The 12523-nt window shown below is 53.1% G+C and carries 12 protein-coding genes; 11 read left to right on the top strand and 1 reads right to left on the bottom strand.

Going from position 1 to position 12523, the window contains the following annotated elements:
• The first annotated feature begins 102 nt into the window (after positions 1-102).
• The 7 genes from lsrK to SPL01S_RS17655 all read left to right on the top strand — a co-directional run bounded on the left by lsrK (position 103) and on the right by SPL01S_RS17655 (position 6197).
• Positions 103-1668 (top strand): autoinducer-2 kinase, encoded by a 1566-nt coding sequence (gene lsrK / locus SPL01S_RS17625; protein WP_063201702.1) that lies wholly within the window; start codon positions 103-105, stop codon positions 1666-1668.
• 234 nt (positions 1669-1902) lie between these two features.
• Positions 1903-3087, top strand: a complete 1185-nt coding sequence (locus SPL01S_RS17630) for an MFS transporter (protein WP_013812024.1) — start codon at positions 1903-1905, stop codon at positions 3085-3087.
• Between the two features lie 60 nt (positions 3088-3147).
• Positions 3148-4041: a LysR family transcriptional regulator gene (locus SPL01S_RS17635; RefSeq protein WP_063201706.1), complete on the top strand. Its 894-nt coding sequence runs from the start codon at positions 3148-3150 to the stop codon at positions 4039-4041.
• A 52-nt stretch (positions 4042-4093) separates the two neighbouring features.
• Complete coding sequence (locus tag SPL01S_RS17640) at positions 4094-4555, top strand: GNAT family N-acetyltransferase (RefSeq protein ID WP_063201709.1); 462 nt, start codon at positions 4094-4096, stop codon at positions 4553-4555.
• Between the two features lie 58 nt (positions 4556-4613).
• Positions 4614-4955, top strand: a complete 342-nt coding sequence (gene yajD / locus SPL01S_RS17645) for an HNH nuclease YajD (protein ID WP_004942039.1) — start codon at positions 4614-4616, stop codon at positions 4953-4955.
• Positions 4956-5268: 313 nt separating this feature from the next.
• Positions 5269-5904, top strand: a complete 636-nt coding sequence (locus tag SPL01S_RS17650; protein ID WP_004942035.1) for a division plane positioning ATPase MipZ — start codon at positions 5269-5271, stop codon at positions 5902-5904.
• Positions 5901-6197, top strand: a complete 297-nt coding sequence (locus tag SPL01S_RS17655) for a hypothetical protein (protein ID WP_004942032.1) — start codon at positions 5901-5903, stop codon at positions 6195-6197. Before SPL01S_RS17650 ends, SPL01S_RS17655 begins: the two co-directional genes overlap by 4 nt.
• A gap of 52 nt (positions 6198-6249) precedes the next feature.
• Here SPL01S_RS17655 and SPL01S_RS17660 read toward each other — a convergent pair whose 3' ends face one another.
• Complete coding sequence (locus SPL01S_RS17660) at positions 6250-7011, bottom strand: CDP-diacylglycerol diphosphatase (RefSeq protein ID WP_063201712.1); 762 nt, start codon at positions 7009-7011, stop codon at positions 6250-6252.
• A gap of 229 nt (positions 7012-7240) precedes the next feature.
• Here SPL01S_RS17660 and SPL01S_RS17665 point away from each other — a divergent pair, with 229 nt between their 5' ends.
• The 4 genes from SPL01S_RS17665 (at position 7241) to SPL01S_RS17680 (ending at position 12498) form a co-directional block, all read left to right on the top strand.
• Positions 7241-8047 (top strand): alpha/beta fold hydrolase, encoded by an 807-nt coding sequence (locus SPL01S_RS17665; protein WP_063201715.1) that lies wholly within the window; start codon positions 7241-7243, stop codon positions 8045-8047.
• Between the two features lie 594 nt (positions 8048-8641).
• Positions 8642-9664: a methyltransferase gene (locus SPL01S_RS17670; RefSeq protein WP_063201719.1), complete on the top strand. Its 1023-nt coding sequence runs from the start codon at positions 8642-8644 to the stop codon at positions 9662-9664.
• A gap of 103 nt (positions 9665-9767) precedes the next feature.
• Positions 9768-11138 carry a tyrosine phenol-lyase gene (locus SPL01S_RS17675; RefSeq protein WP_063201722.1) on the top strand — a complete coding sequence of 457 codons (1371 nt, stop codon included), beginning with the start codon at positions 9768-9770 and terminating at the stop codon, positions 11136-11138.
• A 571-nt stretch (positions 11139-11709) separates the two neighbouring features.
• Positions 11710-12498, top strand: a complete 789-nt coding sequence (locus SPL01S_RS17680) for a class I SAM-dependent methyltransferase (RefSeq protein WP_062870022.1) — start codon at positions 11710-11712, stop codon at positions 12496-12498.
• The last annotated feature ends 25 nt before the right edge of the window (positions 12499-12523 follow it).

The following is a 12523-nucleotide window of genomic DNA, read 5'->3' on the forward strand; positions in this document are numbered from 1 at the left end:
TTGCAGCACAGCTCACAAATCCCGCCGCCCCCAGGTTTTGCTCACGCGAAGGCGCGAACCCGGCATCTATAGTTAAGATCCCAACCCCAGAGAGTGTGAACTATGGATAACTATTTGATGGCGCTGGATGCAGGCACCGGCAGCGTTCGCGCGGTAATCTTCGATCTGGCGGGCAATCAGATCGCGCAGGGCCAGGCTGAGTGGCGGCATCTGGCGGTGTCTGGGGTACCCGGCTCAATGGAGTTTGATTTAACCCACAACTGGCAATTGACCTGCCAGTGCATCCGGCAGGCGTTGCAAAACGCAGGCCTGACTGGCCAGGCTATCCGCTCGGTAGCCTGCTGCTCAATGCGCGAAGGCATAGTGCTGTACGATCGTAACGGCGTACCGATTTGGGCCTGCGCCAATGTGGATGCGCGTGCCAGCCATGAAGTCAGCGAGCTCAAAGAGCTGCATAACCATCATTTCGAAAGCGAGGTGTACCAATATTCCGGCCAAACGCTGGCGTTAAGCGCCATGCCGCGCCTGCTGTGGCTGGCCCACCACCGGCCGGACATCTATCGGCAGGCGGCGACGCTGACCATGATCAGCGACTGGCTGGCGAATATGCTGAGCGGCGAACTGGCGGTGGATCCTTCCAATGCAGGCACTACCGGCATGCTGGATTTGGTCAGCCGCGACTGGCGACCGGCGCTGCTCGATATGGCCGGGCTACGCGCCGATATTCTGTCGCCGGTGAAAGAGACCGGCAACCTGCTGGGGCAGGTTACCGCAGCGGCGGCAGAGCAAAGTGGCCTGCTGCGTGGCACGCCGGTGGTGATGGGCGGCGGCGACGTTCAACTGGGCAGCCTGGGGCTGGGGGTGGTGCATGCCGGGCAAACGGCGGTATTGGGCGGCACCTTCTGGCAGCAAATCGTCAACCTGCCGGAACCGGCCACCGATCCGGACATGAACATCCGCATTAACCCGCACGTGATCCCCGGTATGGCACAGGCGGAATCCATCAGCTTCTTCACTGGGTTGACCATGCGCTGGTTCCGCGACGCCTTCTGTGCCGAGGAAAAGCTGATGGCGGAACGGCTGGGTGTAGATGCTTACAGCCTGTTGGAAGAGATGGCGGCGCGGGTGCCGCCGGGTGCCTACGGGGTGATGCCGATATTTTCCGACGCCATGCACTTCAAAACCTGGTATCACGCCGCGCCGTCGTTTATCAATATGTCGCTCGACCCGGAACGCTGCAATAAGCAAACCCTGTTCCGTGCGCTGGAAGAGAACGCCGCCATTGTCTCCGCCTGCAATCTGGAGCAGATCGCCAGCTTCTCGGGCGTGCAGGCGCACTCGCTGGTGTTCGCCGGCGGCGGTTCGAAGGGCAAATTGTGGAGCCAGATCCTGAGCGATGTCACCGGCCTGACCGTTCGCGTGCCGGTGGTGAAAGAAGCCACCGCGCTGGGCTGCGCGATTGCCGCCGGCGTCGGCGCCGGGTTGTATGAGTCGCTGGCGGCCACCGGTGAAAAACTGGTGCGCTGGGAGCGTGAATATCAGCCGGATAGCGCCAATCATGAACTCTATCAACAGCAAAAGGACACCTGGCGGCAGATCTATGCCGATCAGCTCACGCTGGTGGACCACGGCCTGACCACCTCAATGTGGAAAGCGCCGGGGTTGTGATGCCTCTGGGCGCAGTCTGCTGCGCCCGCCGCATAAGCTTATGCCCATTGAGCCTTTAACCTGCCGTTCTGCCGCAACCCGCCGCTTTGCTTGCTTCGCGTGATTATTCCTCCTCAGAAACAGTGTAACTACGGTAAACGGATTTATCCGTCGCCAAGGCCTGCGTAAATTGTGATCTCTGTCACTCCGCGCCTTACTGCGCGGCGTACGTACTCACCTGAGACGAGCGGTACTATGCTGAATAATAAAGATAAACCTGCATCATCACCCTGGCTGGCGATTTTCTCACTGACGGTCGCCTGCTTTGTGATGGTCACCACCGAGTTTCTGCCGATCGGCCTGCTGACCAATATCGCGCCGTCGCTGGACGTCAGCACCGGCAAGGCCGGCCTGATGGTTACCGTGCCCGGCATCGTGGCGGCGATAGCCGCGCCCGCGCTGAGTCTGGCGGCCGGCAGGCTCGATCGTCGCCTGCTGATGCTGGCGTTGAGTTTGTTGCTGGTGGTGTCCAATCTGGTTTCGGCGCTGGCGGTTAACTTCCCGATGATGCTGCTCGGTCGCGTGCTGCTGGGTGTCTGCGTCGGCGGTTTCTGGGCCTTCGCCGCCAACTACGGCCGCCATCTGGTGCCGGAAGCCAGCCAGGGCCGCGCCACCGCGCTGATCCTGAGCGGTATTTCAGTCGGTGCGGTATGTGGCGTGCCCGCGGGCGCGCTGATTGGCGACCTGTTCGGCTGGCGCGCCGCTTTCTTTGGCAGCGCGGTGCTGGCGGTGGGTGTGCTGTTGGCGCAGCTGCGCTTGCTGACGTCGGTGCCGCCCACCCGGCCGGTCACACCGCGCGATCTGCTGCTGCCGCTGCGTTTGCCGATGGCGCGTACCGGGTTGATTGCCATCGTTTTGCTGTTTATCGGCCATTTTGCCGCCTACACCTACCTGAAACCGCTGCTGCAACAGGTGTTTGTCCTTAGTCCGTCGGCGATTTCATTGCAACTTCTGGCCTACGGCGCCATCGGCCTGCTCGGCACCTTCCTCGGCGAACGCTTGGCGGAGCGCAGCCTGCGCGCCACCTTTATCCTGATCGCCGCCATGCTGGCCGCCATCCTGATCGTTTCGCCGTTCCTCAGCGGCATTGCCGGTGCCACGCTGATGGTGATGGTTTGGGGGTTAGCGTTCGGCGCCGTGCCGGTTTGCGCCACCAACTGGATGTTTGCCGCAGTGCCACAGGCGCCGGAGGCCGGCCAGGCGCTGCTGGTCTGCGTGATCCAGATTGCGCTGGCCTCAGGCGCGCTGCTGGGCGGGGAAGTGGTCGACTGGCAGGGCGTCAGCAGCGCCATGCTGTTCGGCGGCGCTCTCACCCTTTCCGCCGCGCTGGTGTTCGGCTTGACCTTGCGTTCCGGCATGATTGGCGCTAAACAGTCATAATCATTGTCTATCCACAGAAACACCCCGGTCCTCCGACCGGGGTTTTGCACTGAGAGCGTTATGGATCATCATTTACTCGCCATCCGGGTGTTTAACCGCGTGGTGGAAACCGGCGGATTCACCCGCGCGGCAGACTCGCTGCGGATGCCCAAGGCCACCGTCACCAAGCTGATCCAGAATCTGGAAGATCACCTGCAGACCAAGCTGTTCCAGCGCACCACCCGTAGCGTGTCTGTTACCCCTGAGGGCGAGTGTTATTACCAGCGCACGGTTAAGTGGCTGGCGGAACTGGAGCAGATGGAAGGCTGCATGACCGAATCCCAGAGCGCGCCGCAGGGCGTGCTGCGCATTGATGCCGGTGGCTCGACCGCACGCCAACTGCTGGTGCCGGCGCTGCCGGACTTTATCGAGCGTTATCCGCAGATTCAGATTGATTTGGGCGTCGGCGACCGCTTGATCGATCTGATCAACGACAGCGCCGACTGCGTGATCCGCAGCGGCCCGCTGGCCGATTCCAGCCTGATTGCCCGCCGCCTGTTCGAGCTGGAATGGGTCACCTGCGCCACGCCATCCTATCTGGCGCGTTACGGCACGCCGAAACACCCCTGTGATCTGGAACTGGGCTACCCGTTGGCGCACTACCGCCATGCGCTGAACGATCGCATCCAGCCGCTGCACTTCGTTGATCGGGGCAAAGAGATCGACATCCAGCACCGCTATCATGTCAGCGTCAACGAAGGCAATGCGCTGCTGGCCGCCGCACTGGCCGGCCTGGGCATCATCCAGACCTTCCGCTTTATGGCGCAACCGCATCTGGACAACGGCGAACTGGTCAGCCTGCTGCACGACTGGCAACCGCCATCGGAGCAAATGTACGTGGTGTATCCCTCTAACCGCCATCTCAGCGCCAAGCTGCGGGTGTTCATCGACTGGGCGGTGGAGGCCTTTAAATAGCCGACAACTGCGGCTATAGTTGTGCATTCTCTGGGCAACAAGAACTTAAATCATGCGTATCGAACGACTTTCCGCACACCGCCAGCGCATTGGCGAACTGGCTACCCTGCTGCATCAGGAGTGGCGTGATTTCTCGCCGTGGAGCAGCCACGAGAAAATCAGCCAACGCTTTGAACAACGCTGTGAACCGCAGCATTCCGGCATGACGTTGCTGGCGCTGTCACCGCAACAACATATCCTCGGCACGGCCAGCCTGGTCATTTACGATCTGGCGGATAAGCCAGAGCGCAAATTCTGGCTGGGCGAAGTTTTCACCCATCCGCAATATCGCGGTCTGGGCATCGCACGCCGCCTGATCGACCAGTGCATTACTCACTGCAAACAGAAAAATATCGCCGAACTGTATCTCTACACGCCGGACCAACAGCCGCTGTATCAAAAGCTGGGCTGGCAAGCGGTAGAGCAACGCCAGGTTTCAGGCGAAGAAGTGACGGTGATGTGTCGCACGCTGTAACCCGGCGCTTTGTGATAGTATTGAACGTAATATCGTTATCATTCTACAGGCACTCACCATGGCATATATTCCCAAAAACTACGCAAGGCTGGAGACCGGCTACCGCGAAAAAGCGCTGAAAATTTTCCCGTGGGTCTGTGGGCGCTGCTCACGCGAATTCGTTTACTCCAACCTGCGCGAGCTGACGGTTCACCATATCGATCACGACCACAGCAACAACCCGGAAGATGGCAGCAACTGGGAAATGTTGTGCCTGTACTGCCACGACCACGAACACTCCAAGTACACCGAAGCAGACCAATATGGCTCAACGGTGATCGCCGGTGAAGACGCGCAAAAAGACGTCGGCGTAGCGACCCATAATCCGTTCGCCAACCTGAAATCGATGTTGAAAAAGTAATGCCGCCGCTGCGGATGCGTACTGTCGCATCCGCAAAAAGCCATTAAGCTAGCAACTTATTAAGCTAATAAAAAAACAAAAAACCGTCCCTTCCTCCATTTCCCAGAGCATTCCTACTTACCCACTTGATAAGTTACCAGCAAAATAAGCTGCAAAGTTAACAGCATACTGGCTTGGCAAGCGGCCACCGTTGGTGCATATTGTCCACAAGTTGTTCTTGTTAACCTGTTTAATTATCAACCTAATAAGCGCACTAACTTAATAAGCAAATAGCTTAATAAGTTAGCAGCTTGATAACTTGAGAGATGGCAGCATGATTGTTTTGATTGGCTCGCAAAAAGGTGGCGTAGGAAAATCGACCAAGGCGGTCAATATCGCCGGATATCTGATCCTCAAACAGGGGAAAACCGCCATCATCGTCGATGCTGACGATCAGAAATCAATCATGACCTGGTATAACGATCGCCAGAATGTGGAGGGCCTGCCGCATATCCCGGTGGTCGCCGCCTCGGGTAAAATCAAAGAGACCCTGCTGGAATTGGATCGTCATTACGATTACGTGATTGTCGATACCGCCGGCCGCGACAGCGCCGAACTGCGCTCCGGCCTGCTGGCGGCCGATCTGTTCCTCTCTCCGCTGCGCCCGTCGCAGATGGATCTCGACACCATAGGTTATCTGTCGGAAATGTTTTCTACCGCGCAGGAATATAACGAGAAGGTGAAAGGCTACATCGTGCTGAACATGTGCCCGACCAATATCTTTATTAACGAAGCCAACGAAGCGGCGCAGGTACTGAGTGAATACCCGGAATTTACCCTGGTCAGCAACCGCCTGTGCGATCGCAAGATTTATCGCGATGCCTGGGGTGAGGCGATCACCGTGCACGAGGCGCACAACGCCAAGGCGCAGGCGGAAATCGAAAACCTGGTGAAAGAGGTGATCCTGTGAAAAAGCGCACCCCTACCCACCGCATGTCGGAAGACGAGTTTATCAATAGCGCCACCTCCCACACCCTGATAGCCCCCGTTGCCGAAGCCAAACCCCAGGGCCGTAAACGCACCTACAAGGCGATTTCGGTCAGTCTGACCGATAACCACGTCGACGCCATCGATGAAATCATTGTGCAGGCGGCACGTAATGGCGTGGTACGCATTACCCGTTCCGACATCATCAAGCTGGCCATTGACGGGCTGGCCGAAAAGAGCGAAGAACATCTGCTGCAACTGCTGAAAAAGCTGTAATTAGCCTCATAGCCTGCCAGCTTAATAAGTTGGCAGGCTAACAATTGGGGTTTTACAACCCATTACCGGCAACCGCGCACTGGTAATCCTGGATCTCTCCGGCGGAGCCCAGATTCAGGTCGGTCAATTTTAAACGGTTGGCCAGCAAAATCATCTCACCTTCAGGAGTCACCGCCAGCGCCAGCCCATAATTGGCTATATTGTCGCCCTGCTCCACCACATATTGTTGCAGCAGCCTGAAAGGGTCTTCTTTGGTTAAATCAACGCCGACCAATTTTCTGGCCAAATATTGATGGCCGACCAATTTTTCCGCCAGCGGCTGCCAGCGTTGATCTATTTCTTTCGCTTGTTGCTCAAGCTGGGCATATACATCCTGACGCAGACAGGCGATATGAATGTGCAATTGATTTTGGGAGCGGCCATATTTTGAATTTATCGCCAACGATAACCAGGCGTCTTTTAGAGGTTTTCCCATCTCTGTGGATATATGGCTGCGATTTCCCCATGCCTGGGAAAAATAAGGCGGCGCTTGTTCCGTTTGCAGCTCTGGGCTCTCAATACCGCTGACCTTTTCGGTTGGCATCGCCAGATCGTGATAAGGACCTTTGTTGTCTTTGAACAGCACATAACCTTCATCTAAATCAACACGTAAGCAAGGATACGGATCATTATTCTCTTGCTGATTGGGCACGCACTGTTGGCTGACAATCTGCCACAACGCATCCTGGTTGCCGCGCCCGAAGAAAAACCATAACACCACTGCCAAGATCAAAATAACAAGCAAGATAATTAATAGCTTTAGAAACCTTTTCATCACCACTCCATGTTCAATATTTCCTTCACCAGAGGCGGCCAGCATAAATCAGCCGGCGATAAACGGCCAGGATATTATGCCGCCTGCGGGATCTCCCTTCGCTTTCCGAACGATAAATAATTAAAAATAAGGTTGAACGCAGGTAATTTAAGGTAAATTAATGCCGATTTGGAATATCGGCATGATATAAACAGGCCCATATATCCCGTTTAACAAGGAACGCTATAACATGCAAGCTACGGATAAGCAGTTTCATTACCTGGATGTCGGTTCAGGTTTCCCATTATTACTTGGCCACAGCTACCTGTTCGATCGGCATATGTGGGAGCCGCAGCTCGATGCGTTGGCCAAACATTATCGCGTTATCGTTCCGGATCTCTGGGGGCACGGCGAATCGCCGCAGCTGCCGGCTTCGCACGCCAGCCTGTCGGACATCGCCGCCGACCATCTGACGCTGATGGATCAGCTCGGCATCAAAGAGTTCGGCATCGTCGGGTTGTCCGTCGGCGGCATGTGGGGCGCTGAGTTGGCGGCAATGGTGCCCGAACGGGTTAAAGTGCTGGCGCTGATAGACAGTTATCTGGGCGACGAAACCCCCGAGGAGCGCCAGCGTTATTTCGGCATGCTGGCCGCCGTCAATCAGGCCGGCGTCATCACCTCGCCGTTACTGGAATACATCGCCGCACAGTTTTACTCCGACAATGTCCCCGAGTCGCTGTTGCAACCATTGATTGCGCATTTGCAAAGCCTTCCCGCCAACCTGCTGCGCAGCAGCATAGTGCCGCTGGGCAAAATGATCTTCGGCCGTCCCGATAAACTGGCGCTGCTGGAAAAAATTACCTCAGCGACCCTGGTGATCACCGGCGAGCAGGATAAACCGCGCCCGCCGGCAGAAGGCCAGCAAATGGCGGATATCCTCGGTTGCAAACATGTGCTGATCCCTGAAGCCGGCCATATCAGCAATCAGGAAAACCCGGAAGCGGTAACCCAAGTACTGTTGGCTTTCCTGGCCGAAAATACCGCCTCTCGGTTTTGATAGCGTTCTACCGGGCCAAATGGCCCGGAATTCCGCCTCAGTTAAGCCCTTTTCAATCGCGGATGCTAAGGAAAGGGTCAACCACAAATCCTCAGGCCCAACGGGATCTCTTCACGCATCCTGTCCAGCGCCTCCAATTTAATCCTCCCCCATCAGGATATTGATTTCTACAATGCTAATGCGCCATCATGCTGACAGTCGCGTTACAGAGTTAATGTCATCAGCAGTAGGGTCAGCGTAGCGAACAGAGAAAATATACCGTCAAAAAAGATGGCTTCAGAAACTATTCATTTTCCAGACACGATACCTGCCACTCAAATTATCAGCCTCATCAATGCTAAAAGTTTTAACATCTTGTTTCTTGTACCCTATTATCCGCAGGATAACAGGTTATAACCTATGGAATAGCAATGATTTTATAAAGTGACAATTTCGCCCGAACAACTCACCGGATAAAAATAAGTTTAAATTTCAATTTAACAGGTAGTAACAAACATTAACACCTAATTAATGAGACTTATTTTTTTGCAAAACTCAAACTAGTGACATAATCTTTTAAAATCCAGTCTACAAATCATTTGCAGGTAATTACATATGAATCTATTGGTAAAACCACCCAGCTGCAATGACCAAAGCATTCTCGATATCACCATGAATTTATACGCATATCCCGCAATTATCATTGCCCACCGATTAGGCATATTTGAATTTATTTCCCTCAGCCCTTGTAGCATAGAGGATATCGGCACTGAAACGCACCTTAAAAAACGTCCAGTGGAAGCCATTATGGCTACGTTACGGGCCTTGAGCCTGGTCGATTACGAAGCCGGGCTCTTTAGCCTCACTGCAGAAACGAAAGAATTTCTGTTAAAGGGAAGCCCCAACTATTTTGGCTATTTCTGGGATATGATGTACGAAAACAGTGAAAACTTCTCGTTAAAGAACCTGGAAGCCGCCATCAAAAAGAATACGGCTCAAGTCTACGAAGGACAGGAACTTTTTGATACTCACACTCTTAATACCGAAAAGGCGGAAAAATTCACCCACGCGATGCACAGTCTGAGCATGGGGTCAGCCAGCGTTTGGCCTACCGCGCTTTCTCTGGCTCAATACAGCGTGGCACTCGACATCGGCGGCGCTTCGGGCGCACACGCTATCAGCATGGCGGCAAACTGGCCTAATCTTAAATGCATTATTTTTGATCTCCCGGAAATTTGCCCTCTTTCGGTTGATTATATTCAGAAATATGGCTTGAGCGATCGGATCGACACCCATTGCGGCAATATGTGGCAACATGATTACCCCAATGCAGACCTGCATTTCTACTCCAACATTTTTCACGATTGGCCAGCGGAAAAAAACCAGTTTCTGGCGCAAAAAAGCTTCGCCGCACTGCCGAAAGGGGGAAGAATCGTTATTCATGAAGTACTGTATAACGACAATGAGCCAGGTCCGCTAGCCGCCGCGGCCTATAGTCTGATGATGTTAGGTTGGACTGAAGGCCAACAATATTCCGGGAAGGAAATTGGCGCTATGTTATCCCAGGCAGGATTCAAAGAAATTGAAATATTTCCCTCCCTTGGGTATTTCAGTATCGTCACCGCGCAAAAAATATAAAAAACCACTTTCAATAACAGTAAAAAACCCATTAAACATTTATATTAAAAATGTGTTTGAGAATTTAATAACATCCGTCAGTATTATTAACAAGGTGAACATCATGTCCTACCCAGCTGAACCTTTTCGCATTAAAAGCGTTGAAACCCTGACACTGCTTTCCAAAGAGGAAAGAGTAAAAAAAATAATATCTGCAGGCTATAATACATTTCTATTGAATTCACGGGATGTTTATATTGATCTGCTGACAGACAGCGGCACTAACGCCATGAGCGACAAACAATGGGCCGGTATAATGTTGGGTGATGAAGCCTATGCCGGCAGTGAAAATTTCTTTCATCTTGAAAGTACCGTACAAGAATTATTTGGTTTCCGGTATCTGGTCCCCACTCATCAGGGGCGTGGCGCAGAAAACCTGCTCTCTCAGGTAGCGATTACCCCCGGGCAGTTTGTCGCCGGCAATATGTACTTCACCACAACCCGCTATCATCAGGAAAAAAATGGCGCGGTTTTCGTTGACGTCATCAGAGACGAAGCTCATGACGCCAGCGCCATTCTGCCGTTTAAAGGTGATATTGACCTGAGCAAGCTAGAGACGCTGATCGAGGATAAAGGGGCGAATAACATCGCTTATGTTTGCCTGGCGGTCACCGTCAATATGGCCGGAGGTCAACCGGTCTCGATGAGTAACATGCGCGCCGTCCGCGCACTGACCCAACGGCATGGCATCAAAGTCTATTACGATGCGACCCGCTGCGTTGAAAACGCTTACTTCATCAGAGAAAGAGAAGCCGGTTACGAAAATACCCCGATTTCCGATATTTTTCATGAAATGTTTAGCTATGCCGACGGCTGCACCATGAGCGGGAAAAAAGATTGCCTGGTGAATATCGGTGGTTTTCTGTGCATGAATGATGAGAAGCTTTTTGGCGCCGTACGGGAGCTGGTTGTCGTCTATGAAGGCATGCCGTCCTATGGCGGCCTGGCAGGGCGCGATATGGAAGCGATGGCCATAGGTCTGCGTGAGGCGATGCAGTTTGAATATATTGAGCATCGCGTCAAGCAAGTGCGTTATTTAGGCGATAAATTGAAAGCCGCCGGCATTCCCATTGTTGAACCCGTGGGTGGACATGCCGTTTTCCTGGATGCCCGACGGTTTTGCCCACATCTGCAACAGGAGCAATTGCCGGCACAAAGCCTCGCCGCCAGCATTTACGTAGAGACTGGAGTACGCGCCATGGAACGCGGTATTGTCTCCTCGGGGCGCAATAAGGAGACCGGTGAAAACTACCATCCCAAACTTGAGACGGTACGTCTGACGATACCGCGCCGCGTATATACTTACGCACATATGGACAGGGTGGCCGATGGCATCATCGAACTGTTTAACCGGCGGGAAAATATCCGTGGACTGCGTTTTATTTACGAGCCTAAACAACTGCGCTTCTTTACCGCGCGCTTTGAATATTTGTGATTAGCGTAGCCGCCCCTTCCTTTCAGGCTGGCGTTATAAAACTGGAGATCGTCCTCGGTGATCGACAGCGCCACTTGCTGCGACTGGCCGACTCGCCCCCTTCCCTACGGAGGTCTCACCCACGGCTTTCCACGCACTGTCATCCGGATGAAACATTATGCCGTTAGATTTATCGTGGCCGCTGAAGACCGCCGAGAGGACGCTGCCCTTACCCCCACCACAGTCAGGCCGTTAAGACCCGCTAGACCACCAGAACCCGGATTGACACATGCGAAAATGCATCCATGTGATGAAATTCTGCAATAAATACTTAAGCAATCGTTTGCTTTGTTAATAATTAGGCATAACATATTGTAAAATATAACAAACATAAATAATGCCATTCTCCGCGCCGATCTTTTTACTGATTATTCTTATTCTCGCTAAAATTGTAAAAAAAAATATCATTGACTATCTAAACACCATTTCTAAAATGAACAAAAAATACAATGTTAAATAAGCCCAGCCTGGTTGTTTTGGCCGGGTTTTTACATTCAATAAAATAAAACACAACATATCTAAAGGAATTAACGTGCCTATAACAAACCCCATCTGGAGTCAGGAAGAACTGGCCGGTGAGATAGCCTACAACCACGATCTTGCCACGATAATTAAGAACAATGCATGGCACGGTTTATTTGAATCGCCAAAATGGATTTTAATGAACCCCGCCGACGAAGTGATAGACTTCTACCATAAATATATTGTTAACCCTTCTCTGGCATTACGCCAACGCTTCTCTCTCCCTGGAAATAAACTCCACGATCTAGGCTGTGGCGGGGGGCGCCATTTATTTTACTTCAATGAGCGCGGTTTTGACGTCACCGGCAGTGACCTGTCTGAAAATGCCATTGCTTTCACTCAAGCCGAGCTGGTAAGACGGCATCAAAAAGCAGAGTTGGTTCTCTGCCCAATGACTGAATTGCCGTTCGAAAATGACACCTTCGATATTACTATTTCGCGCGCAGTGATCAATCATGCTTCATTGCAGGACGTGAAGAAAACCATCTTTGAAGTCGCTCGCACCACCAAAAAAGGCGGTTTGTTCTTTGTCACCTTCTCTTCAGAGCGGGCGTCAGACTGGAAAAAGGGCACGGAAGTGGAAGAGGATGTTTCTTACATTCCTGAATCCGGTCCCGAAAAGGGGCTCATCCACACCTTCCTCAATGCCGCCAATACCGCAGCGCTGCTGGAACCCTTCTTCCGCATAGAAGAGATTTACCTTTATGAGCATCCATCATGGGTAACGGATGCCCCAGGGGCCTCGGACCCAAACGAATACTTTGGTTCTGAATACGTCGCTATCTGCGTGCGCCGCTGAAAATACTGCGTATCCAGGCAGTTTG

It is taken from the genome of Serratia plymuthica NBRC 102599, assembly GCF_001590925.1.
In the GTDB taxonomy this organism is placed as follows: Bacteria; Pseudomonadota; Gammaproteobacteria; order Enterobacterales; family Enterobacteriaceae; genus Serratia; species Serratia plymuthica.

Excerpts from the sequence above, each read along its gene's own strand:
- lsrK (WP_063201702.1), top strand. The coding sequence starts at position 103 with ATGGATAACTATTTGATGGCGCTGGATGCAGGCACCGGCAGCGTTCGC.
- SPL01S_RS17630 (WP_013812024.1), top strand. The coding sequence starts at position 1,903 with ATGCTGAATAATAAAGATAAACCTGCATCATCACCCTGGCTGGCGATT.
- SPL01S_RS17635 (WP_063201706.1), top strand. The coding sequence starts at position 3,148 with ATGGATCATCATTTACTCGCCATCCGGGTGTTTAACCGCGTGGTGGAA.
- SPL01S_RS17640 (WP_063201709.1), top strand. The coding sequence starts at position 4,094 with ATGCGTATCGAACGACTTTCCGCACACCGCCAGCGCATTGGCGAACTG.
- yajD (WP_004942039.1), top strand. The coding sequence starts at position 4,614 with ATGGCATATATTCCCAAAAACTACGCAAGGCTGGAGACCGGCTACCGC.
- SPL01S_RS17650 (WP_004942035.1), top strand. The coding sequence starts at position 5,269 with ATGATTGTTTTGATTGGCTCGCAAAAAGGTGGCGTAGGAAAATCGACC.
- SPL01S_RS17660 (WP_063201712.1), bottom strand. The coding sequence starts at position 7,011 with ATGAAAAGGTTTCTAAAGCTATTAATTATCTTGCTTGTTATTTTGATC.
- SPL01S_RS17665 (WP_063201715.1), top strand. The coding sequence starts at position 7,241 with ATGCAAGCTACGGATAAGCAGTTTCATTACCTGGATGTCGGTTCAGGT.
- SPL01S_RS17670 (WP_063201719.1), top strand. The coding sequence starts at position 8,642 with ATGAATCTATTGGTAAAACCACCCAGCTGCAATGACCAAAGCATTCTC.
- SPL01S_RS17675 (WP_063201722.1), top strand. The coding sequence starts at position 9,768 with ATGTCCTACCCAGCTGAACCTTTTCGCATTAAAAGCGTTGAAACCCTG.